This is a genomic window from Pseudomonas typographi (genome assembly GCF_014694385.1).
Lineage (GTDB): Bacteria > Pseudomonadota > Gammaproteobacteria > Pseudomonadales > Pseudomonadaceae > Aquipseudomonas > Aquipseudomonas typographi.
The window spans coordinates 13495-36657 of sequence record NZ_JAAOCA010000004.1 but is presented as its reverse complement, the minus strand read 5'-3'; the positions used below and the strand labels follow the sequence as shown (position 1 = coordinate 36657).

Annotated in this window: 22 protein-coding genes; 6 read left to right on the top strand and 16 right to left on the bottom strand. The window is 62.5% G+C overall.

All coding sequences use genetic code 11. The annotated features are described in order from the left end of the window. The first annotated feature begins 291 nt into the window (after window positions 1-291). Window positions 292-1455: a cyclopropane fatty acyl phospholipid synthase gene (gene cfa, locus HAQ05_RS03800; RefSeq protein ID WP_190417558.1), complete on the top strand. Its 1164-nt coding sequence runs from the start codon at window positions 292-294 to the stop codon at window positions 1453-1455. Window positions 1456-1474: 19 nt separating this feature from the next. Further along, window positions 1475-2449, top strand: a complete 975-nt coding sequence (gene hemB / locus HAQ05_RS03795) for a porphobilinogen synthase (protein ID WP_190417556.1) — start codon at window positions 1475-1477, stop codon at window positions 2447-2449. Here the strand turns inward: hemB and HAQ05_RS03790 are convergent. From HAQ05_RS03790 to pyk, 7 genes are all read right to left on the bottom strand, one after another. Continuing rightward, a complete protein-coding gene (locus HAQ05_RS03790; RefSeq protein WP_190417554.1) occupies window positions 2444-3556 on the bottom strand; it encodes an ATP-binding response regulator in 1113 nt (370 codons plus the stop codon). The two genes, hemB and HAQ05_RS03790, sit on opposite strands and share 6 nt — an antisense overlap. Further along, the gene (locus HAQ05_RS03785) at window positions 3546-5288 is read right to left on the bottom strand and encodes an ATP-binding protein (protein ID WP_338050106.1); all 1743 of its coding nucleotides are present in this window, start codon (window positions 5286-5288) and stop codon (window positions 3546-3548) included. The genes HAQ05_RS03790 and HAQ05_RS03785 overlap by 11 nt, the downstream gene beginning before the upstream one ends. Window positions 5289-5302: 14 nt before the next feature. Continuing rightward, window positions 5303-6283, bottom strand: a complete 981-nt coding sequence (locus HAQ05_RS03780) for an ATP-binding protein (RefSeq protein WP_238936453.1) — start codon at window positions 6281-6283, stop codon at window positions 5303-5305. After that, the gene (locus HAQ05_RS03775) at window positions 6274-6672 is read right to left on the bottom strand and encodes an ATP-binding protein (protein ID WP_190417550.1); all 399 of its coding nucleotides are present in this window, start codon (window positions 6670-6672) and stop codon (window positions 6274-6276) included. The genes HAQ05_RS03780 and HAQ05_RS03775 overlap by 10 nt, the downstream gene beginning before the upstream one ends. Continuing rightward, window positions 6632-7054 carry an STAS domain-containing protein gene (locus HAQ05_RS03770; RefSeq protein ID WP_190417548.1) on the bottom strand — a complete coding sequence of 141 codons (423 nt, stop codon included), beginning with the start codon at window positions 7052-7054 and terminating at the stop codon, window positions 6632-6634. Before HAQ05_RS03770 ends, HAQ05_RS03775 begins: the two co-directional genes overlap by 41 nt. A 1-nt stretch (window position 7055) precedes the next feature. Then, entirely contained in the window at window positions 7056-7898 is an 843-nt protein-coding gene (locus HAQ05_RS03765) for an STAS domain-containing protein (RefSeq protein WP_190417546.1), read from the bottom strand. A 110-nt stretch (window positions 7899-8008) separates the two neighbouring features. Then, a complete protein-coding gene (pyk, locus tag HAQ05_RS03760) occupies window positions 8009-9460 on the bottom strand; it encodes a pyruvate kinase (RefSeq protein ID WP_190417544.1) in 1452 nt (483 codons plus the stop codon). Between the two features lie 154 nt (window positions 9461-9614). On the opposite strand from pyk, the gene HAQ05_RS03755 reads away from it, so the two are divergent. Both HAQ05_RS03755 and HAQ05_RS03750 read left to right on the top strand, forming a co-directional pair. Next, window positions 9615-9989 (top strand): tetratricopeptide repeat protein, encoded by a 375-nt coding sequence (locus tag HAQ05_RS03755; protein WP_190417542.1) that lies wholly within the window; start codon window positions 9615-9617, stop codon window positions 9987-9989. 125 nt (window positions 9990-10114) lie between these two features. Continuing rightward, window positions 10115-10492 carry a PilZ domain-containing protein gene (locus HAQ05_RS03750; protein WP_190417540.1) on the top strand — a complete coding sequence of 126 codons (378 nt, stop codon included), beginning with the start codon at window positions 10115-10117 and terminating at the stop codon, window positions 10490-10492. 8 nt (window positions 10493-10500) lie between these two features. On the opposite strand, the gene HAQ05_RS03745 is transcribed toward HAQ05_RS03750, so the two are convergent. From HAQ05_RS03745 to HAQ05_RS03720, 6 genes are read right to left on the bottom strand one after another with little or no spacing between them, the layout of a single operon-like run. After that, window positions 10501-11826, bottom strand: coding sequence for a DUF58 domain-containing protein (locus HAQ05_RS03745; RefSeq protein ID WP_190417898.1), 1326 nt, complete (start codon window positions 11824-11826; stop codon window positions 10501-10503). A gap of 2 nt (window positions 11827-11828) precedes the next feature. Beyond that, window positions 11829-12806: an AAA family ATPase gene (locus HAQ05_RS03740; protein WP_190417538.1), complete on the bottom strand. Its 978-nt coding sequence runs from the start codon at window positions 12804-12806 to the stop codon at window positions 11829-11831. Then, entirely contained in the window at window positions 12803-13963 is a 1161-nt protein-coding gene (locus HAQ05_RS03735) for a DUF4350 domain-containing protein (protein WP_190417536.1), read from the bottom strand. The genes HAQ05_RS03740 and HAQ05_RS03735 overlap by 4 nt, the downstream gene beginning before the upstream one ends. Further along, a complete protein-coding gene (locus HAQ05_RS03730) occupies window positions 13960-15456 on the bottom strand; it encodes a DUF4129 domain-containing protein (RefSeq protein WP_190417534.1) in 1497 nt (498 codons plus the stop codon). Before HAQ05_RS03730 ends, HAQ05_RS03735 begins: the two co-directional genes overlap by 4 nt. Further along, window positions 15446-16423, bottom strand: coding sequence for a stage II sporulation protein M (locus HAQ05_RS03725; RefSeq protein WP_190417531.1), 978 nt, complete (start codon window positions 16421-16423; stop codon window positions 15446-15448). Before HAQ05_RS03725 ends, HAQ05_RS03730 begins: the two co-directional genes overlap by 11 nt. Beyond that, window positions 16420-17127: an RDD family protein gene (locus HAQ05_RS03720; RefSeq protein ID WP_190417529.1), complete on the bottom strand. Its 708-nt coding sequence runs from the start codon at window positions 17125-17127 to the stop codon at window positions 16420-16422. The genes HAQ05_RS03725 and HAQ05_RS03720 overlap by 4 nt, the downstream gene beginning before the upstream one ends. A 134-nt stretch (window positions 17128-17261) precedes the next feature. Here HAQ05_RS03720 and sbcB point away from each other — a divergent pair, with 134 nt between their 5' ends. Further along, window positions 17262-18713 (top strand): exodeoxyribonuclease I, encoded by a 1452-nt coding sequence (gene sbcB / locus HAQ05_RS03715; protein ID WP_190417527.1) that lies wholly within the window; start codon window positions 17262-17264, stop codon window positions 18711-18713. Window positions 18714-18760: 47 nt separating this feature from the next. On the opposite strand, the gene mvaT is transcribed toward sbcB, so the two are convergent. Then, on the bottom strand, window positions 18761-19138 hold the full coding sequence (gene mvaT / locus HAQ05_RS03710; RefSeq protein ID WP_190417525.1) for a histone-like nucleoid-structuring protein MvaT: 378 nt from the start codon (window positions 19136-19138) through the stop codon (window positions 18761-18763). Between the two features lie 271 nt (window positions 19139-19409). Between mvaT and purU the strand changes: the two genes are divergently transcribed. Further along, window positions 19410-20261, top strand: a complete 852-nt coding sequence (purU, locus tag HAQ05_RS03705) for a formyltetrahydrofolate deformylase (RefSeq protein ID WP_190417523.1) — start codon at window positions 19410-19412, stop codon at window positions 20259-20261. A gap of 196 nt (window positions 20262-20457) precedes the next feature. On the opposite strand, the gene HAQ05_RS03700 is transcribed toward purU, so the two are convergent. Both HAQ05_RS03700 and HAQ05_RS03695 read right to left on the bottom strand, forming a co-directional pair. After that, window positions 20458-21453 (bottom strand): glucosaminyl phosphatidylglycerol flippase, encoded by a 996-nt coding sequence (locus HAQ05_RS03700; RefSeq protein WP_190417521.1) that lies wholly within the window; start codon window positions 21451-21453, stop codon window positions 20458-20460. Window positions 21454-21614: 161 nt separating this feature from the next. Further along, window positions 21615-23087, bottom strand: a complete 1473-nt coding sequence (locus tag HAQ05_RS03695) for an inorganic phosphate transporter (protein ID WP_190417519.1) — start codon at window positions 23085-23087, stop codon at window positions 21615-21617. Between the last annotated feature and the right edge of the window lie 76 nt (window positions 23088-23163).

The window sequence follows — 23163 nt, the reverse complement described above, 5'->3', positions numbered from 1 at the left end:
ACCAAAGGCCGGGCTCGCCCGGCCTTCTTCGTTGCAATTGTTGCCCAGGCGGTAAAGCAGTTTTCCTATATCGTGGTTTTCGAAGCCGTTCATCGGCCTTAAGCTCATTTGGTTAGCCGATAACGATTTTTCATGGTGAGTTGAAGAGGCTTAGCGGAACTTTCATGGCGGCGCGCTAAACTGAATTGGACACTGTGGCCATACGTACCGCCCTTTCGGTCGCTGGCCCGGGGTTCGTTCAGCCGTACATTCGCCGCACCGTTTAAGCTCGTTTTGAAACAGGGGATCGTCATGCAGACCAAGCTTTCTGGTTCACCCGCGCCTACCGCCTCATCCTCACGTACCTCCAGCGCCTATAAGTTCGCCCGCGACCTGCTCGCCAAGGCCGGCATCGGCATGGACGGCGAGCAGCCCTGGGACATGATCCTCAAAGATGCCCGCGTGCCTGAGCGCGCCCTGGCCGAGGGCAACCTGGGCTTGGGTGAGGCCTACATGAACGGCGAGTGGGATGCGGGTAAGCTCGACGAATTCTTCGCACGCTTGCTGCGTTCGGGCGTGGCCGATATGGTCAACCCGGCGGCGCTGCTGTTCCATGCGGTCAAGGCCAAGTTCGTTAACCTGCAAACCAAATCCAGGTCATGGCAGGTGGGCGAGCAACATTACGACCTGGGTAACGACTTCTACGAACAAATGCTCGACTCACGCATGACCTATACCTGTGGGTATTGGAAAGACGCCGAGAACCTCGAACAGGCCCAAACCGCCAAGCTTGACCTGATTTGCCGCAAACTCAACCTTCAGCCGGGCCAACGGGTGCTGGACATCGGCTGTGGCTGGGGCAGTTTCATGTCTTACGCGGCCGAGCATTATGGTGTCGAATGCGTGGGTGTGACCATTTCTCGCGAACAGTGCGATTGGGCTAAGCAGCGCTACCCGGACTTGCCCCTGGAGTTTCGCCTACAAGACTACCGCGACATCAATGAACAATTCGACCACATTGTCAGTGTCGGTATGTTCGAGCACGTGGGCCGTAAAAACCACCGCGTGTACATGGAAACCGCACACCGTTGCCTGAAAGACGATGGCCTGTTCCTGCTGCACACCATCGGCAAGAACCGCCGGCACAGCACGCCAGACCCTTGGATCGACAAGTATATTTTTCCCAACGGTGACTTACCGTCGATCGGGCAAATGGGCGATGCCATGGACGGGCTGTTCGTCGCTGAAGACCTGCATAATTTCGGCGCGGATTACGACAAGACACTGATGGCATGGTGTTCGAATTTCGAGCGGGCCTGGCCGCAGTTTGCCGAGAAGATGGGGGAGCGTTTCTGGCGCATGTGGCGGTACTATCTGCTTTCTTGCGCGGGTGCGTTTCGTGCCCGCGATATTCAGCTCTGGCAATGGGTACTGTCTAAAAAAGGCGTACTCGGTGGCTACGAGCGTGTCAGTTAAGAGGTAAACAGTTAAAACGATGAGTAGCCAGTTCCCCGCCAGCCGCCCGCGCCGCTTGCGACGCAGCGAAACCCTGCGTTCGGTTTTTCAGGAAACGGAGTTTCGCCTCGAGGACCTGGTCCTGCCCATTTTCGTTGAGGAAGGCATCGACGATTTCGTGCCTATCACCAGCATGCCGGGGGTGAATCGGATTCCCGAATCCCGCTTGGCCGGCGAGATCGAACGCTACGCCCATGCGGGTATCCGCTCGGTGATGCTGTTTGGCGTGTCCCATCACCTGGATGAAACCGGCAGCGATACCTGGAACGACAACGGGCTGGTGGCCCGTTTGGTGCGGACCACCAAACAGGCTGTGCCAGGCATGATCGTGATGTCCGACACCTGTTTTTGCGAGTACACCTCCCACGGCCATTGCGGAATACTGCATAACGGTGAAGTGGATAACGACGCGACCCTGGTCAACCTTGGCAAACAAGCGGTGGTTGCGGCCCAGGCCGGTGCCGATTTCATTTCGCCGTCGGCGGCCATGGACGGCCAAGTCCAGGCCATTCGCAGCGCGTTGGACGGGGCCGGCTTCAACGGCACTTCGATCATGGCCTACTCGACCAAGTTCGCCTCGGCGCTGTACGGGCCCTTTCGCGAAGCGGGCGGCACCGCGTTGAAAGGGGACCGCAAGGCTTACCAGATGAACCCGATGAACCGCCGCGAAGCGGTGCGTGAATCGCTGCTCGATGAAGCCGAAGGCGCCGATGTGTTGATGGTCAAGCCGGCCGGGGCCTACCTGGACGTGATCCGTGACATCCGCGAAGCTTCGCGCTTGCCGCTGGCGGCGTACCAAGTCAGTGGTGAATACGCGATGATCAAATTTGGCGCGTTGGCCGGCGCCGTAGACGAAGCCCGGGTGGTGCGCGAAAGCCTTGGCGCCATCAAGCGGGCCGGTGCCGACCTGATATTGACCTATTTCGCCATGGACATCGCCCGCGACGGCTTATGAAGCCGAGGCCAGGCGCAGCGGCAGGCATACTTCCACGCAGGCCAGCGGCGCGTGGTTGTGGAAGTTCACCGTGCCACCGAAACTCTCGCACAGTGCCTTGACGATGGGCAGGCCGAGGCCCCAGCCCTTGGTGTCGCTGCGCGTCGAAATGAAATAGGGTGTGGCCAAGTTCGCCAGGACTTCATCGGGAAACGCGCCGTGGTTGGTCACCCGCAGCAGCACCTCATCGTCGCGCAGCAACTGCTCGACGTCGATCGGGGTGTCTTGGGCGCCATGTTTCGCCGCATTGATCACTAAATTGTCGTAGATGCGCAAGAAGGCGTTGCGGTCCCAATGTACCTGCGCCGCGCCCCCCAAGTGCAGCTCCACGGGCTGGGCGACCTGCAAGCGTAGGTTCTCCGATGCCTCAGCCAGCAGCGCATGCAGGTCGAGCATCTCGGCACACAGCTCGATGCCGCCACCAATGGCCACATGGGAAACGTCGAGCACATTGGTGATCATGCGGTCGATACGTTTGAGGTTATCTTCGACCACCTTGATCAGCTCTTCCGTGCGCCGTGCCGGGTTGCGTTTCATCAAGCCGGCCGCCATCGTGGCGGCGGCCAGCGGCGAGCGAAGGTCATGGCTGAATGAGCGCATGAAGCGCTCCAGGGTGATTTTTTCCGAACGCAGGCTTTCACTGCGGGCTACCGCCATCTTGCGCCGCCGTTCGATGCGCTCCAGGCGGTTGTTGGACTTCATCAGGCTGGTGATGGTGGCCAGCATCTCCTCGGCATCGATCGGGTGGGTGAGGTATGCCCGGGCACCGTTGTTGAGCCCCATGGCTTTGTCCGAGCCACTGATGAACGTCGCTGAGACATTGATAATGGCGGGCATATGCTCGCTGCCAAGCTTTTCTTCGGCGGCGCGGACCAGCTCAAAGCCCGTCATGTCGGGCAAATTGACGTCCAGAATGGCCAAGTCTACGTGGGCATCGAGCCGCGCCAGGCCCTCGGCGCCGTTGCTAGCCTCGATGACTTCATAACGGGGTTCGCTGGCCAGTATCTTGCGCAGCACGTAACGGTTGGCATCCATGTCATCGATGATGAGGATTCGCCTAGTTCGCATGTTTCAAGCTCCCAGCCAGCCGCCCCACCTGCCGCAGTACGGCGCCGGCGTAGTTGCCCTGTGATTTGAACAGCACACCTGCGCACTGCGCGGCCAGTTGGGCGGCCTCCTGGTCGGTCAGGGTTTTGGCCGTGTTGATCAATACCCGTGCGTGCATGGCCCAGTCCATGCTGTCGAGTAAGTCGGCGCCATAGATATCCGGCAATTCCAAGTCCAGGAAGATCAGGTCAGGGCGCACGGCATGAAGCTTGTCTATGCTTGCGCTGGCACTGCCCGCCTCGATGATCAGCGGCCCATATGGCGCCAGGAGTTGGCGCAGCAGGTAGCGATCCGCTTCGTTGTCGTCGATGATCAATACGGTATGGCCGTGCAAGCTGAACTCGCCCACCGGCCCGCCGGCAGGCTCGAACTCGCGTGCGATGACCGCGGTAAAGCAACTGCCCTGGTGCAATTGGCTGGTGACCGTCAGGTCGCCCTTGAGCAGTTGCGCCAACCGCTTGGCCAGGGGCAGGCCTAAGCCATTGCCCTGCACATGGGCCATCCCAGGCATGCGCACCCGGGCGAACTCCTCGAACACGCGTTCGAGGTTTTCCGCAGCGATGCCAGCGCCCGTGTCTTGCACCACGAATTCGACCTGTTCTTCGTTGGGCACGAAGACCCTCACCTCGATAGCGCCTTGGGCGGTGTACTTGAAGGCGTTGCTGATCAGGTTGCGCAGTATCTGGAACAGCCGGCCGCGGTCGGTGTTGAACTGCACTTGCCGTTGCACCGGGCTGATATGCCAGCTTACGCTGGGGTAACGCATGCCCAGCGCCATCATGAAATCGTGTAATTGCTCCAGCAGGCCAGTGAGCTCGAAGGTTTCGCTGTTGACGTCGATGCGCCCGGACTCGGCCTGGGCAAGGTCAAGCAACTCGTTGACCATCTCCGCCAGCTCCGCGGCGGCCGAGCTGATGAACGACACTTGCTTATGTTGTTCTTCGTTTAAACGGCCATCGTTGCCGTTGAGCAGCAGTTTGGAAATGTTTTCAATGATGTTGATCGGCGTGCGGAACTCGTGGGTCATGTTGGAAAAGAATCGGCTTTTCGCCTCACTGGCCTGTTGCAACTCCTGCGAGGCCTTTTCCAATTCTGAATATAACGCCACCACACCCTTGTTGGTGTTTTCCAACTCGTGGTTGATCGCTTCGAGTTCTTGCTGCTTGGCTTGCAGTTCGCCGGTGGTCAGCAACAGTTCCGAGCCGCGGGTGTTCAGTTCTTCATAAGGGTCGACCACCCCCAAGCTGGCCAGCTCCCGGCGAACCGTGGCAACGGCCGTTTCAGTGGGAAAAGGCTTGGGCACCAGGTACTTGCTCGCGCGGATACGAGTACCCTGGCTGGAGGTCTGGATGTCGAACTCATCCATCAACCGCTGCGCACCGCGCAGGCCGACGCCCATTCCGGTCGATGAAACATAGCTGCCGTTGAGGATCGCGTCCATCTGGCCAATACCCTGGCCATGGTCGAACGCTTCGAACGCGACCGCCCGCAGTTGCCCTTGCGCGTCAGCCAGCAGCTCGAAATGAAATGCCCCTGCGCCCGCGTATTGGTAGATATTGCGCGCCAGTTCCGATACCGCGGTGGCCAGGCGGATCTGCTCCAGCGTAGGCAACCCCAGCCAGCCTGCGATGTGCTTGGCGCCCTGGCGGCAGGTGACGATGTCCGTTTCCTTGCGCACCGTAATGGTGGTCACGCGGCATATGGCCGTCAAGTGCGGGCAACTATTACGGTAGCGTCATCGTTCAGGCGGCGAAAGTCCCGGTGAATGACGCCGGCAATCACCGCCGGATGCTTCAGGCGAAGGCCGGGATACGGGCTTAGGTCCAGGCGGCTATTGATGCCATCGGAGGTCATGATCAGCAAGGTATGGCGATCCCAAGGGTAGCTATAGGTATTGATTCGACCTACGCGATAGCCCACGGTGCCATTGCATGACACCAGGCCGCGGGATTTTTCGCCATACAGCATGCCGGCGATGTTGCCAACGCCGCAGAATAGCACCTGCCCGGCGCCTGCTTGCACTTCAGCGATGGCCGCTGCACCACCGCGGGTGGCGGCCAGCGCACGGTGCAGTTGTTCCATCGCCGTTTCCAGTGGCAGGTGCCGGCCCTGGCCAAGGAATACCTCACGGGCTCGCTGGCTAGCCTGCTGGGCATGCTGGCCGTGGCCTAGGCCGTCACACACCAGCACGCGTTCACCGTGCACCACCCAAGCGTCACCGCAGACGGTTTCGCCAGGGTAGGGCGTACACAGCGCGCCGTAGGTGAGCCCAGCGGGTACGCCAGCGGGCATTTCGAACCGGGCCAGGACCACAGTGCCCTGGCCCGGCAACGAGTACAGGTCGAACTGGTCAGACATCCGCTTGATCGAGCCCAGGCCCACGCCCAGGGTGCCAATGGTCGAGTAATGGTCGCCCATGCACTGCGCGGTATTGGCCATGCCGGGCCCGCGGTCGATGGCCAGCAGTGTCAGGTAGGCGGCATCGGATTGGTAATACAGCTCACCGCCGCCGGCATGGCGAACCAGGTTATGCGCCATTTCCTGCGCCACCACCGCGAGCCTCGCCAGCAATGGCTCGCCGGCGCCGGCCGCCACGGCCCCGCGGATAACGGCACGGCGGGCCGCGTCGACATGGGCCGGCTCGGTAACCGGCAGCGCCCGGGCGGTGCCGGGCGCGATCATTTCCATTTCCACATTTCCACCGAGGTGCCTTGGCCGGGCTGGCTCGCGATTTCAAAGGCATCCACCAGCCGGCGTGCGCCGCTCAAGCCCAGGCCCAGGCCATTGCCGGAGGTATAGCCGTCGGTCATGGCTTGTTCCAGGTTGGCGATACCAGGCCCGTGATCAATGATCACCAAGCGCACCGCCGCCCGGCCTTCGCGCTGGGTACGCTCTATCAGGCACTGCCCGCCGCCGCCGTAGATCAGCCCGTTACGGGCGATTTCGCTGGCGGCGGTGACGATCTTGGTTTGTGACACCAACCCTAGCCGGGCGTCTTCGGCGGCCTTGCGTACCCGTTGGCGAATAGTGACGATATCAGTCTCCTGTTTCAGCGGCAGCGTCTCTGTCGTCGTCACGCTCTGCCTCCACCCGCAGCCCTTCGTTGACGTTCCTTTGCAGCCAGGCCATGCCCTTCTCGACGTTAAGCGCGGTAGCGATACCGTCGAGCGACAAGCCCAGCTCCACCAGGGTGATGGCCACCGCCGGTTGCATGCCCACCACGATCACCTTGGCGTCGAGGATGCGCGCCACACTGGCAATGTGGGAAAGTGTACGGCCAATGAACGAATCGACGATCTCAAGTGCGGAAATATCGATCAAAACCCCTTTGGCACTGTGCCGCACAATCTGCTCGGTGAGGTCTTCTTGCAGGTCCAGGGCCAGTTGGTCGTGCATGTCTACCTGGATACTGATCAGCAGGTAGTCGCCCATTTTCAGGATTGGAATTTTGGCGGTCATCTCAGGCCCCTAAGCGGTTGGCGACCAGCCGAACGTTCAGTTCGCGCAGCGCCAGCTGGAACGCATCGGCCAGCGACGCCTTGGTCACGACGTCGCCCAGTTCTACGCCCAGGTGGACGATGGTTGCGGCGATCTGCGGGCGGATGCCACTGATGATGCATTTAGCGCCCATCAACTTGGCGGCGGTAATGGTTTTGAGCAGGTGCTGGGCAACCATGGTATCGACGGTCGGCACGCCGGTGATGTCGATGATGGCGATATCCGATTCGGTATCGACGATTTTCTGCAACAGCGCCTCCATCACCACCTGCGTGCGGTTGCTGTCCAGCGAACCGATCAGCGGCACCGCCAATACGCCCTTCCACAGCTGCACCACGGGGGTAGAGAGTTCGAGCATGCTTTCCTGTTGTTCGCGGATCACCTGTTCGCGGCTGGCCATGTAAGCCTGCATGGTGAACAGCCCCAACTGGTCGAACAGGCGCGTGCAGGCCCAGAGCAGCTCAATAGTGTTTCCGTCGCTTTTTTGGATCAAGCGGAACAGCGGCTCTTTGAGCGACAGCACGAAGGTCGCCGTTTCGGTGGGCGGGAAGCCTTGCTGGCTATGCACGTGGGATAGCCGCTCGAGCAACTGCTTGACCGGCCGCCATTGCGGGTGTTCGATGTCGTCGCCACCTTCGCTGATTGCCCGGACCAGGGCGTGCAGCAGGTCGCGAGCATTGTCGGTTATGCTGCGGTCGTCGAGCCGGTTGGGGTCGATACCGGCCGCTCGCTGCACTGCGATCCAGCGGTCGAGCAGGGCGGTTTCATTCTGCTGCAGCAACTCGGCAAGTACAGTCACGGTCATAGAAGCTTCCTGTTACGAGGGGATTAGGGCGTACCCGATATGCGCCCACAGTAACAGGAAGTTGCAGCCAAAAGCAGGGCCGGCGCCCCATGGGCGGACGGCCTTGGCGGTCATACCAAAGGGTCGCCCACGTGCAGCAATTTCATGCCGTTGGTGCCGCCGACCGTGTGGTAGCTGTCGCCTTTGGTGAGGATTACCCAGTCGCCCTGTTCGACCAGGCCACGCTTGAGCAACTCATCGACGGCAGCCTGGCTTACTTCGCCCAGCGGCAAGGCGGCCGGGTCGAACGGGATGGTGTATACGCCACGGAACAGGGCTACCCGCGCCTGGGTTTCCCGGTGCGGCGAAAAGGCGAAGATCGGTACCGAGGAACGAATGCGCGACATGATCAACGGCGTGTAGCCGCTTTCGGTCAATGCGATGATCGCTTTCACCCGCGGGAAGTGGTTGGCGGTGTACATCGCGGCCAAGGCGATGCTCTCGTCGCAGCGGTCGAACTGGGTATACAAACGGTGGCTGGACTTTTTGCTGGTGGGGTGTTTTTCCGCGCCCAAACACACCCGCGCCATGGCCTTGACCGCTTCGATCGGGTAAGCCCCGGCAGCGCTTTCGGCCGAGAGCATCACCGCGTCGGTGTAATCCAATACCGCGTTGGCCACGTCCGACACTTCCGCGCGGGTAGGCATCGGGTTCTGGATCATCGACTCCATCATCTGGGTAGCGACGATCACCGCTTTGTTATTTCGCCGTGAGTGCTGGATGATTTTCTTCTGGATCGCCACCAGCTCGGCATCGCCGATTTCCACACCAAGGTCGCCACGGGCGACCATTACCGCATCACTGGCGCGGATCAAGCCGTCGAGGGTTTCGTCGTTGGCCACGGCTTCGGCGCGCTCGATCTTCGACACCAACCAAGCGGTGCCGCCGGCTTCTTGCAGCAGTTGGCGCGCATACTCCATATCGGACGCGTCACGGGGGAACGACACCGCAACGTAATCGACTTCCATTTCCGCCGCCAGCTTGATGTCGGCCTTGTCTTTTTCGGTCAGTGCCGGTGCGGTCAGGCCGCCGCCTTTGCGGTTGATGCCTTTATGGTCAGACAGCGGGCCGCCGATCAACACCACGCAGTGCAAAGCGTCTGCGGTGGCGTTTTCCACGCGCATCACCACGCGCCCGTCGTCGAGCAGCAATTCGTCGCCCACGCCGCAATCCTTGACCAAGTCGGGGTAGTCGATGCCGACCACTTCCTGGGTGCCTTCGGCCAAGGGATGGCTGGTGGAGAAGGTGAACTGATCCCCCACCTTCAGTTCGATGCGTTTGTTGGTGAACTTGGCGATACGGATTTTCGGACCTTGCAGGTCACCAAGCAACGCGACGTAGCGGCCATGCTTGGCGGCGAGGTCGCGTATCAGGCGGGCGCGAGCCTTGTGTTCTTCTGGGGTGCCGTGGGAAAAGTTCAGGCGGGCCACGTCCAGCCCAGCCAATATCAGCTGTTCCAGCACTTCCGGCGAGTTGCTGGCCGGGCCCAGGGTGGCGACGATTTTGGTACGGCGAACGGTCATGCACTGACTCCTTTATTGACGCGCAGCGAAAGGCTACTCCTCTAATAGGCTGTAGTCATTGTTCGGCTGCACTACCGGCGCCGATTTTGCCCGGCGCAGATGACTGAAGAAAACCGCGCTGGCGCCGATAACGGGGCTAGTCCAGGAGATTGCCATGCGTACCCTTATAGCCATGACCTTGCTGGCGAGCCTCGCTGGCTGTACCCGTTGGTCGGCCGACCAGCACTTGAACAGTGCTTACCGTGCCTATGATGAAGGCGACTGCCAAAAGGTGGTGCTTGAATTATCGCAGGTCGACCGCAAAACCCAGTCTCGCCCGTACATCCGCCCCGAATCGGCACTGTTGCGTGGCCAGTGCTTGGAGCGCCAGAACCTGTTCGTCGATGCGGTGCAAACCTACCAGTGGATTCTGTTCCAGTACCCGGGCAGCGAATACGCCTTCCGCGCTCGGGCCCGGTTGCAAACGTTAGAACAAACTGGGCAGTACCACCCGGCGCAGGAGGCAGTTCCCCGACCGGCGGCACTGTGAAAAGATGAAACTTCATTGGCAGTTGCGGCAGTTCGCCGGTCGTGGTTTAAGCTGGGCGTAACAACCTATTCGCATTGTGCGCGGCAAGTGCGGGTACGACCTAATAAGGTCAGGGAACGATTGACATGGCTAAGTTTATCGAGCGACGCATCGAACGGCATCAGTTGCCGTATTACCTGAAGGTGTACAACCGCTACACCGACCTACCCATCGGCTATCTGGGTAATGTGTCCGAGGCAGGGTTGATGCTCATCAGCCAGTTACCGCTGCTGGTAGGGCCCGACTTCGAGTTGCAGCTTAGAGTGCCGGTTAGGGCGCCGGAGGCCGATGCGACTGCGCAACTGATCAACCTGACCGCGAGTTGCCTGTGGTGCCATGAAGACGCTACCCCGGGCTATTACGATTCGGGCTTCATGTTATTGCAGGCACCGCTGGAATATGAACAATTGGTGCAAGCGTTGCGCCGCTATTTCAGCTTTTTGCCGATGAGCGCATCGGCCTGAGCGCCACACTACATCACACCGGCTTTTTTCCATTCCAGGTACTTACCGAGCAGGGCGCCGCCCAGCTCGCTCGGTGTGACGTCCAGCACCGCTACCCCTTGTGCGGCCAACCGCTCATGCAACCGCGCGCGGCCTTGCAGGTACTGCACCGCCGCGCAGTAATCCAGTGCTTGGGCGTGGTCGGTGACAGGGCACTGGCTCATGTCGTTGACCACCGCCTCGCGCAGGTTAGCCACCAGCACACGGTGGTGGCGCTTGACCCGGTTCAGGGCCGGTAACAATTGCTCGTCGTCTTCATCGCGCAGGTTAGTCAATAGAATGACCTGCGCCCGGCGCTTTTGTGTGGCGATCAACTGCGTAGCCGCGCCGCTGAAGTCTGCATGGGCGGTACTGCTGTCCAAGTCATAGAGCGCACCGAGTAGGCTGCTTAATTGGCGTTGGCCCTTTCCTGGGCTAAGCCGGCGCGGCGCGGTGGCCAAGGTGTGTAGCCCCACCGCATCGCCCTGGCGAAGCGCTACGTACGCAAGCAACAGGCTGGCGTTCAGCGCGTGGTCGAAGTGCGCCAGCTCGCCGTCGCGGCTGCGCATGCGCCGGCTGCAATCGAGCCATAGCAGTATTGTTTGGTCACGCTCTTCCTGGTACTCGCGCACGATCGGTGTGCGCAACCGCGAGGTGGCTTTCCAGTCGACCTGGCGCAGCGCGTCGCCTTCGCGAAACGCGCGTAACTGGTGGAACGTTTGGCCTTCGCCACGGCGTGGGTGCTGGCGCACGCCCAGTTGGCCGAGCCAGGCATCGACCAGGCGCAACTGCGCGCCATGCAGGCGGGCAAAATCGGGGAATACCCGCGCTTGGGCGGGTAGCGCCAGGTAACGGCGCTGTGTCCACAGCCCCAGCGCGCTGCGCAGGTGCAGCTCGCAGCGTTCGAAGCGAAAGTGCCCGCGCCGAAGCGGCCGCAGCCGGTAACCCAGGCGTACCGTTTGCCCAGGGCGCAAGAACACCTGTTGCGCCGGGCCCTCGTAGACCATGCCGGCGGGCGGGTGGTCGATCGCCCACAGCATAAGCGGTTGCTCGCTGGCCAAGCGAAGTTCAAGCCATACTTCGCTGTACCGGCCCAGGGCCAGGTTGGCCGGCATTTCGCGGCTTGCCCGTGGTGAGCGGCGGCGGTACAACAACCCTGCATCGAGGGCCGCCGACAGTGGCAATGCCAGCAACGCGGCCCACAGCGGGGCAGCGAAGCCATCGCCCAGTACGCCCCAAGCGCGCAGTACGCCATAGACCATGCTCACGCTGGCAAGGCCGGCCAACCAGGCCAGCGCGGGGCGGGTAGGCCGCAGCATCAGGCACGCGGCGCCGGGGTCTGGTCGAGCAACTGGCGCAACACCTGGTCGGTATCGAAGCCGTCGATTTCAAGCTCTGCCGCCAGCCGCACCCGATGGCGCAGCACGGCCAGGGCGCAGCTTTTGATGTCATCGGGGGTTACGAACGCCGCGCCGCGCAGCAGGGCCCGCGCCCGGCCGCAGCGCACCAATGCGATAGACGCGCGAGGGCCAGCACCGGTGGCGAGCCCTGGCCATCCGCGGGTGGCCCTGGCCAGGCGCACGGCATAGTCGAGTACCTGGTCGTCAACCGGCAACTGGCTGGCAAAGGTTTGCAAGGCGGTGACATCGGCGGCCGTGAGCAACTGGCGCAGCGGCTGCACATCGAGCATGTCGGCGCGGCTTGAGCCGCTGACCTTACGGACCATGGCGAGTTCTTCTGCGGCCGCTGGGTAGCCGATGTGCACCTTCAACATGAAGCGGTCCAACTCGGCTTCCGGTAATGGGTAGGTGCCTTCCTGTTCGATCGGGTTCTGCGTAGCCATCACCAGGAACGGCCGAGGCAGGGGCAGGGCCCTGCCCTCCAGGGTCACCTGGCGTTCCTGCATGGCTTCGAGCAGCGCCGCCTGGGTCTTGGCCGGTGCGCGGTTGATTTCGTCGGCCAGCAGCAGGTGGGTGAATACAGGGCCCCGGCGCAGTTTGAACTGCTCGCTCTGCAGGTCGAACACGGCATGGCCGGTGACATCGCTGGGCATCAGGTCGGGGGTGAACTGTATCCGTGCGAACTCACCGCCGAAGCAGCGCGACAGCGCGCGCACCAATAGGGTTTTGCCGAGCCCTGGCACACCTTCGAGCAACAGATGCCCGGCACCTATCAACGCGGTGAGCACATCATCGATCACCGCATCTTGGCCGATCACGGCTTTGCGTAGCTCCTGCGCCAACCCCTGGGCCAGCTCGCTGGCCTCGCTCGACGACAGCGGGCGAATCTCACTCATAGTGCGTTCCTGATGCGTTGCAATTGGGCGACTCGTTCGCTGAAGTCGCGACGGGAAAGGGCATTGCCACGGCCAGGTGCCATGGCCTGGGCGATGTGTGCGGTAGGCTGGCCAGCCAGGCGCCCCAGCAGCTGCCACTGTTCGGCGATGGGCAGTCGGGCAAAGCCTGGGTGATGGCGCTCAGCATGCTGGGTAAGGTCTTGGCGTAGCACCTGCAGCAGGCGTTGCTGGCCACCGTGGCGCAGGGCAAACGTGGCACTTGCCCGCAGGTGTTCGGCCAAGCTTCGCCGTGCCGGGTCAGGCGCTGGCAGTATAGGGCCCCTGCGCACCGCGCGGTGCCAGCACCAGGCCAGCGCTAATGCAAGCGCAGCCACCCCTGCCTGCGCAAAGTAGCGCCAGAGCAGGCTGTACCAGGGTTCATGGGTGGTGCTGAGCACCAGCGTGACATTACGGTCTTGGTTCAGGTACCACAGCAGCCAGGCGTTGTCGTAGTGGCCTATCCGCTCGTTGCGCCACAGTGCGCCGTCGCTGAGCACGGTGATGACGCCATCACCCCACGCCAGTTGCATCAGGTGTGTGGCAATACGGCTGTTCGCCCAAGCCACGGCCTTGTCGGTCGGGTCTTCCAGATGGTATGCGGGGTCAAAGCCAAGCCGCACGGGCGCCGTTTGGTTTTCCAGGTAAAGGTATGTCAGGTCGGGCTGTTGCGCCGTGGCGGGCGCACGCGGTGCGTTCGGCAGGTCGGCGCTCAGCGACTTGCGAATGCGCAGCGTGTCGAGCAACAGGTCGCCGCCGCTGGCGCTTTGGCTGTTCCAAAGGCCATGGGCGACCACCGCCAAGCGCCCGCCGCGCTGTACCCAGGTGAGCAATTGCTGCACCTGCGCGGGGCTTAAGGCACGCTGATCGGCGAGCAGCACGACGCTGCTGGCACCCGGCGAAAGACCAGCCCAGAAGCGGCTGCGGCCGCTGTAGGCAACCGTTAGCCCTTGCCCGCGTAAAAAGCGCGCGGCGGCCAGGTAGGGGTTGGCCAAAGCCTCCGGGCTGGGGCCGCTGTCGGCGGTTTCCTCGACACGCTCCAGGTGCGACCACAGGTAATAGCTGCCCAACCCCAGCACCACCAGCGCTAGCGCCAGCAGCGCGGTGCGGCGCGCAGTCATTGGCTGGCCCCCTGCAGCGGGAACAGCCGCCGCCAGCCCCGGCACAGCGCCTCGCACGTACCCGCGGGTGGCACGCGGTGCCCGTAGGCGATGGCCTGCCAATGCCAGGTGAGCTTTTGGCTGAAATCGTCGAGCCCGCGCAATTGCAGCGCGGCGACCTTGGCCAACACTTGGGCTTCGGTATCGGCGGCACGCAAAGGCAGTTTGTAGTCATGCACCAGGCGGCTGAGCAGGCCCCGGTAAAGTAGCGCCAGGGCTTGGCGGGGGTCGCTGGCCCACAGTTGCTCGGCATGGCCGGCGACGTCCATCGGCAGGCGTTCCGGTGCCAGGTCCTGGGCAAACAGCGGTGGCAAGGCTTGGTGTGGCGGCGTGCGGCGCCTGGCCAAGCGCGCCGCCCATTGCCGCGCGCGCAGCCGGTGATGCCAACCCAGCCAGGCCAAGCACCCGGCCAAGGCTGCCCATAACAGTATCTCGGCGGCGCGGGCCAGTCCCTCCGACGGGTTGGCGGCCGCATGTGGGGCGGGCGCAGCGGCGGGCGCGGGGGAGGGGTCGCCGCGGCGCCAGTGCCAACGGGCGCGGGTTTCGATGTTTTCGAACGGTGGGCGCTGGAGCAACGCCTCGATGGCTTGGTGCGCGGTGCTCACGCTTACCCGTGGTTGCTCCGCCGGTGCGGCGTCGGCCGCCAGGGCAGGTGGCGGCGTGAGCATAAAGGCCAATAACAGGCCCAATACCACCAACGGTGCCAGGCGCTGGCACAATGCGCGCAGCACCAGTTCGATGTCCCAGGCCTCCAGGTGAGTACGGCGGTTCAGGTACAGCGTGAAGCCACACGCCACGTAGATCGGTCCCCACACCGCCAGCACCAACACATAGAAGGCGTTAGCCAAGTGTTGTAGCCACAGCCTGCCCGGGATCGGCGGGCCCAACAGCCATTGTGCCCAGTGCCAACTGTCGCCGGCGCTGCGTGGCACCATCAGCAGCAGCAAGCTCACCGCGCCCAGCACCAGGCAGGTTTCAACATAGGCACCGACCACAGTCAGCCAGCGGGCGGCCCGGCCATCTTCCCGGTGTAGCAGGCCGAGCCGCTGTTGCCGGGCCCGGCCGGCCTGCCCTTCGAGCTGCGTCACTGGCAGGTCGAAGCTGCGCATGAGGCTTGCCCGCCGCCAGGTCAGGCTCGCCAGCCATTGCCGGCGCAGCAGCCCGGGCCAAGCGCGCAGTGCCTGGCCGATGCTGGGCGGGTGGTCGAACAGGGCTTGGGCGAGGATGTGCAGGGCCAAGCGCTCATATAATGGCTTGCCCCACCAAAACAGCAACAATGCAAGCGTGGGGGCATTCCAGCACAGCAAGCTGATCAGCGAAAACACCGGCACCGTGAGGGCCAGCCAGGCCAGCGCTAGCAACCGGCGGTGCCGGGCAGCCAGGCGGCAGCCTAAATCCAGCGCTTCCCAGGGGGATCTGGGGCGGATCGTGACGCGCGCCCGATCAAGCTGCACGGGGCGTTCTCCCGGCCAATAACAGGTAGGCCAGCACCCCTGCCCATAGGGCGGCGCCCACGGCGAACTTGGTGGCCGGGGTAATGCTGCCCTTGGCCGACCAGTAGGCCTCCAGCAGCGCGGCCACCAGCAAAAATACCACCACGCCGTACACCAGTTGCACCGCCGCCTTGGCCGCCTGGCGCAGGGCTTGGCCGCGGCTGAGCGGGCCCGGGGCGATCAACGCCCAACCCAATTGCAAGCCGGCCGCCCCGGCCAGGGTGATGGCCGTGAGCTCGAATGCACCATGGCCGATCACGAACGACCAGAACGGCAGGCCCGCGGCGCTGTGTGACACATGGCCGGCCACAACGCCGATCTGCAGGCCGTTGTAGAACAGGTAGAACAGGCTGCCGAGCCCCACTAGCAAACCGCTGGCAAAGGTTTGAAAGGCAATCCCGATGTTGTTCATCACGTAGAAGCAGAACATCACCCAATCGGCGCTGGCCTGGCGGTCTGCCGCCCGGCCCAAGTGGCTGTGGGCCGGGCTATACATCTGTTCGATGCTGGCGAGCTGGCCTGCCGGCAACACGCTATAGGCCAGCTCGGGGTAGGCATAAACCAAACCGGCAACCAATGCCAACGTACCGGAGAGTGTGGCCGCCGCCAGCAATACGAAAACCCCCTTGGCGCGCACCTGACGCGGAAAACCTACCCATAGAAAGTGGGCCAGTTGGGCGCTGGGCTTGGGCTGGTGCCGGTACAGTTGTTGGTGGCCGCGCAGTGCCAGGTGTTGCAGGCGGTCGATCAGGTGGCTGGTGTACTGGCGCTCTTGCGCTAGCGCCAAGTGGCTGCACAGGCGGCGATAGGCCGGGCCGAAAGTCTGCGCATGCTCCACGGGGGCCTTGGCGCGCTCGGCCTGCCCCAGCTGTGCCTCGAAGGCTGCCCAGGCGCGTTGGTGGCTGGCTTCGAACTGCCGTTGCTTCATGCCGGGCCGACCCAGGCGCGGGCGATACCGTTGATGCGCGCCATGGCCTGCTGGGCAGGAACGCCGAGCGCCGGGGCGAGCAACGCGGCCAATTCTTCGACCCGCGCTGGCGCCAGGTTTGCCTGGCGCTGAACCAACTCGAGCAGCGCGCGCTGTTCGCTGGCCGCCAGGGCGAAGGGGGCCGGCGCGGGTGCGACCTCTGGCCAGCGAAGCACGGGCGGCGGGGCGTCTTGGTATACCACCAGGGTACCGGCAGCGAGGTCGCCCACGCGCTTGAATGCCGGGTGCAGCAGGCTGCTGGTGATACCCAATGCGTAACCGAGGGGCAGCATGTCGGCAGCGCGTAACAAGTTGCGCAGCAACGACGCCGACCAACCGATCGGGGTGCCGTCGTCCAATACCACGCGCAGCCCCAACAACTGCTTGCCGGGCGTTCGCCCTTGATGCAGCACCTCGAACAGCACCATGTACCAGCCGTTCACCAGGAATATCGCCAGCAGCAGGGCGCCCACGCCCATGTCGCCCTGTGGGTGGAGCAATAGCGCCAACAGCAGCAACACCACGCCGCGAATGGCCAGGTCGACGGTAAAGGCCAAGGCCCGTGGCACCAGGCCCGCTGGTCGCAAAGGCAGGTCGATGCCCTCAGGGGTTTCGACCAGCATCAGGGTGTCGACAGGGGGCGGATGCGGTCCGGTCGCGAGCATGGTGGGTTCCTCTGGGCGGCCCGCCGATGCTATCCAGCGCTGGCCGATCCGGCAACCTGCCTTTGTAACAGCCAGCGCCAGGGCGGCCGAATAGGGCACAATGCCGGTGACTTGGACGACGCGAAGGCCCGCCTGTGACCACCAGCTTATTCTGGTACGACTTCGAAACCACTGGCATCAACCCCCGTTGCGACCGGCCTTTGCAAATGGCCGGGCTGCGTACCGATGCCGAATTTAACGAAATCGACGCCCCTGTGAACCTGTACTGCCGGCTCAGCGACGATGTGTTGCCACACCCCGCTGCCTGCTTGATCACCGGTATCACCCCGCAGGTGCTCGAAAGCCAGGGCATGAAGGAATGCGAGTTCATGGGCCGGGTGCATGCCGAATTATCGCGGCCCGGAACCTGCGCGTTGGGCTATAACACGCTGCGCTTCGACGATGAGGTCACCCGTTACAGCCTGTACCGCAATTTCTACGACCCCTATGGGCGCGAGTGGCAGGGCGGCAATAGCCGCTGGGACTTGATCGACGTGGTGCGCACGGCTTATGCGCTGCGCCCCCAGGGTATCGAATGGCCCCTGCGCGACGGGCAGCCAAGCCTCAAGCTTGAGGCGCTCACTGCCGCCAACGGCCTGGAGCATGGTAAGGCCCACGATGCACTGTCCGATGTGCATGCGACCATCGCCTTGGCACGGCTGGTCAAACAACGCCAACCGCGGTTGTTCGATTGGTTGTTCGCATTGCGCAGCAAACACAAGGTGCTTGAGCAGATACGGCTGATGCAACCATTGGTGCATGTTTCAGGGCGGTTTTCCGCGGCGCGCTCTTATTTGGGGGTGGTGTTGCCGTTAGCCTGGCACCCGCGCAATCGCAATGCGTTGATCGTGTGTGATTTGCAATTGGATCCGAGTGTGTTGTGGCGCGAGCCGGCATCGGTATTAGCCCGGCGCTTATATACCCGCCGTGACGCGCTGGCCGAAGGAGAATTGCCGGTCCCATTGAAGTTGGTTCAAATCAACCGCTGCCCAGTGTTGGCGCCGATGTCGGTATTGCGCGAGGCAGACATCGAGCGCCTAGGCTTGGATATGCCGTTGTTGCGCAGCCGCGCCAATGAGTTGGAACAAACCCAAGGCCAATGGAATGAAACGCTACGCGAAATTTATGCCGGCGAAGAGTTCGCCCCGCATGAAGACCCGGAACAACAGCTATACAATGGTTTTATCTCAGAGCGCGACCGACGGCTGTGTGAACAAGTACGCGCCGCCTGCGCCACGCAGCTGCGTGGCGAGGCATGGATATTTGACGACCCGCGTTTGCCGGAATTGTTATTTCGCTACCGGGCGCGAAACTTCCCCGAGTCATTGAGCGCCGAAGAGCAGGCCCGTTGGTTAGCCTTTTGCCAGGGGCGCCTGACCCAACCCGCCTGGGGCGCGCCCAACACCCTAGAGGCGTTCGAAACAGCCCTGGCTGAGTGCCTGCCACAGGCCAGCGGGCCTGGCCAGGCGGTATTGGTGCAGTGGCAGCGCTATGCCGGCGAACTCGCCGCGCGGCTGGGCATTACCGCTGGCGGCCCGCCCCAGTAACAAAAAACGCCAGCAGGCGCTGGCGTTGTTTTGTGGCCGGTGCCGAATTAATCGAGCAGGGTGGCCCAGCTTTCGACTTCGTCACCGCCCCACTTGGCTTTCCACTCTTTCAGGGTTTTGTGGTTGCCGCCTTTGGTTTCAACGACTTCACCATTATGCGGGTTCTTGTATTGCTTCACCTTGCGCGCGCGCTTGGGTGTGCTGACCTTGGCGGCGCCGCGGGCGGCCTTAGTTGCGCGGAAATCGGGATCGAGCAATGCAACGATGTCGCGTAACGATTTCTGATATTCACCCATCAGCTGGCGCAATTTGCCTTCGAATTCCAGCTCGGTTTGCAGGTTTTTATCGCCTTTAAGCGCTTCGAGGCGGGCTTGCAGTTCGCGAATGGTCTCTTCGGTGCTGCGATATTCATTGATCAACGACATGGGAGGCCTTTTTTGAATGAGGGCGGTATTCGTGAAGGCATAATAGTCATGCTGTGCCTGGGAGTAAATCTGAACGTGAAATAAATCGGGTAAAAAAAAGGACCGTAATTAGCATTATATGTTTCAAAACGCTGCGCTATATCCGCGAGGGGCCATTGCCCCGGTGCTTCATGTCACACCCACCTGCTGTCTCTTTCATCACAACCGTGCTGCACTTTCGGCAGTGTAACCGCTAGAATGGCGCCCTTTTCCCGAAGTACTGGAGTTTCCCATGCGCACTTTTCGGTTGGTGATCGCTTGCCCCGATCGGGTTGGCATCGTTGCCAAGGTCAGCCACTTCCTGGCCTCGCACAACGGCTGGATACACGAAGCGAGCCACCACTCCGACGCCCAAAGTGGCTGGTTCTTCATGCGCCACGAAATCCGCGCCGACAGCCTGCCGTTTGGGCTGGAGGCGTTTCGTGAGGCCTTTGCGCCTATCGCCGACGCCTTCTCGATGGTGTGGCACATCAGCGACAGCGCGGTACAAAAGCGCGTGGTATTGATGGCCAGCCGAGAGTCGCATTGCCTGGCCGACCTGTTGCACCGGTGGCACAGCGATGAACTGGATTGCGATATCGCCTGCGTGATCTCGAACCACGACGACCTGCGCGGCATGGTCGAGTGGCACGGTATTCCCTACTACCACGTGCCAGTAGACGCCAATGACAAGCAACCGGCGTTCGCCGAGGTGTCCCGGCTGGTGGCCCAGCATCAGGCCGATGTAGTGGTGCTGGCGCGTTATATGCAAATTTTGCCGCCGCAACTGTGCCAAGCCTATGCACAAAAAGTGATCAACATCCATCACAGTTTCCTGCCCTCGTTCGTGGGTGCCAAACCCTACCACCAGGCAGCGCTGCGGGGCGTGAAGCTGATCGGTGCGACTTGCCATTACGTGACCGAGGAACTTGATGCCGGCCCGATCATCGAGCAGGATGTGGTGCGCATCAACCACAGCGACACCACCGAAGATATGGTGCGCCTGGGCCGGGATGTCGAAAAAATGGTACTTGCCCGCGGCTTGCGTTATCACCTGGAAGATCGGGTGCTGGTGCATGGCAATAAAACCGTCGTCTTCGCTTGATGAAGGCGGCGCGTTGCAGGCATCAAATAGGCCGGTTGCTATGGTTTTTCCAGCCGTTGACCGCGCACTGTTAGCGGCGCCTTTGGCTGCCGGGCGGCCTTCGCTGCTCGCCATAGCCCTGCTGTGACGCGTTGCGCCGTTTTGCCCGGCACACTAGTCACGCGTCAATGCAGGTGCGAATACCTGAGGCGCCCCATTAGCGGTTCCCCAGCCGCAGCAATCTCGCCAATAGCGGTTTGCCCACCAGCATGAGAAACAGTGGGCCGCCGGCGACCAGGTAGAAATAATAGGTCACGATACGCCAGATAAGTATCGCCGCGGCGGCCGTGGATTTGCCCACCATCGGTGCCAGCAGCGCGGCGGATGTCAGCTCGGTAGCCCCCGCGCCGCCGGGTAGCAGGCTGAACTGCCCGGCACAGAGGGCCAGCATTTGCACGAGAAAACTCCAGGCCCACTCCAGCTCGGCGCCCAACCCCAGCAAGGTGATATACAGCACGGTGTAGCGCAAGCTCCAGTGCACGCAGGTCAGGCCGAACACCAGCAGTAGGCGGCGTTTGGGCTGGCGCAGGGTTTCGGCCAATTGCGCGCTGAAGTGCAACGTGCGCCGCGCCCAGCGCCAGCGCGTAGCATGGCGAACGCGCAGCCGGGCCAGCAGCTTGCCGCTCAGGCTCAGCAGGCGCCGGTGGTAGCGGGCCAGGCCATAGCAGCCGGCCAGCGCGGCAACGATCAGCACCGCGCTGCTGACCAACAACCCACGCATGTGCTCGTTCAAGTGGTGCAGCAGCGCATAGCAGAGCACACCGATCAGGGCGAACAAAAAAAACAGCAAGTCATTGAGTTGGTCCATGGCGAATACCGCGCCGCTGCGCGCCGGGTGCACGCCGTGGCGGCGCAACAGGGCCATGAAGGTCAGGGGGGCGCCGCTGCCGCCGGGGGTGGCGCAATAGGCGAACTCGGTGGCCATGACCAGCCCCAGGCAGCGCAGCGGCCCTACGTTCCCAGCCTGGTCACCGAGCAACAGGCGGGTGCGGGTAGAGTTGATAACCCAACACAGCAGGATCATGGCGAACATACCCAGCAACCACGACAGCGGGAAGCCGCGCAGGCGCCCGAACATCTCGCCGCCGCCGAGCACCAGCGGAATAGCAAGGGCCGCGACGATGGCCAGGCCCAGCCAAAGCAGGCGTTTCAACGGTGAGCCTCAAGCAGTTTGCCGAGGGAGTAGCGGGCGCGGTACACGTGTCGGGCAGCCTTTGCAAACCGGGCCTCAATGGACCACGGTGACTCAGGGATGTTCGATGCGTGGCGAGGCGGGCTCGCCCGAAGACCCTAGGGGTCGCCGGGCGATGATAATCAGGAAACGAACTTCGACGCCAGCCAGAAAAGCCCCGCCGCCAGCAGCATGGCCACGGGCAGGGTAAGCACCCACGCCAGCAGGATGTTCTTCACCGTACTGCCTTGCAGGCCGCTACGGTTGGCGACCATGGTCCCGGCCACACCCGACGACAACACGTGGGTGGTCGATACCGGCAGCGAGAACACGTTGGCCAGGCCGATTGCCGCCACCGCGGTTACCTGCGCGGCTACGCCCTGGGAGTAGGTCATCCCTTGTTTGCCAATCTTCTCGCCGATGGTCTTGACCACGCGTTTCCACCCGACCATGGTGCCCATGCCCAATGCCAATGCCACCGCCAGAATCACCCAGAAGGGCGAGTACTCGGTGGTGTTGGTGAGGTCGGTGCGCAGCTTGTCGAGGTCGGCCTTTTCGCGTGCATTAAGCTGGGGTAGCTTGCCGACCTTGCGTGCGGTATCGTCCAGGCACAACAGGTAGCGGCGGGTTTCAATGCGGTGCTCCGGCGCCATGGCGTGGTAGTCGGTGACGTTGGTCAGGTTATCGAGCAGGGCGGCGATGGTCGGCTCGGTCTGCTTGGGGTCGCACTGGAACCGCCCCGGCAGGTCACCTGGCCGGGACTTACCCAGCGCCAGGTATTCGCCGAGGGTGCTGGCGTTGCGCTGGTAGAACTGGCTCAGGTGCACCGTGGCGTCACGGGTGCGCTCGATCTGGTAGGTGGTGCTCGACAGGTCGAGCACGAACTGGTTCGGGACGATGCCGATCAGCACCAGCATGATCAAGCCGATGCCTTTTTGCCCGTCGTTGGAGCCGTGCACGAAGCTCATGCCCATCGCCGACAGTACCAGCCCCAGGCGCCCCCAGAACGGTGGATGTTTCTTGTCGTCGATTTGCCGGCGTTGCTCCGGCGTTTTGTGCATTTTCGAGTTCGGCCGTAGCTTTTTCATGCCGATCAGCAATAGGCCGGCAAGCACGAAGCCCACGACGGGCGAGACAACCAGCGACGCGCCGATATCGATTGCCTTTTGCCAGTTCACGCCGTCCACCAGCGGGATATGGTTGATCAGCGCATTGGCCATGCCCACGCCGAGGATCGAGCCGATTAGGGTGTGCGAACTGGAAGCGGGAATGCCGAAGTACCAAGTGCCCAAATTCCAGGTGATGGCGGCCGCCAGCAGCGAGAACACCATCGCCAGGCCGTGGCCGGTATTCACATTGATCAGCAACTCCACGGGCAGCAGGTGCACGATGGCATAGGCCACGCCCACGCCGCCGAGCAGCACCCCGAGAAAGTTGAAAATGCCCGACGAAGCCACTGCCAGGTGCGGTGGCATGGCCTTGGTATAAATGACGGTGGCTACCGCATTGGCGGTGTCATGGAAGCCGTTGATGAACTCGAAGGCCAGGACGAAGCCCAGGGCCAGCAACAGGCTGACCACGACCCAGGCGTCCAGTCCACTGAATAGATCAATCATGAAGGTTAAGTGACCGTTCTTTGGGGGGCGCGATTATGACAGAAAAGTTGCCCCGCCGAAGCGCTCACCTACCAAA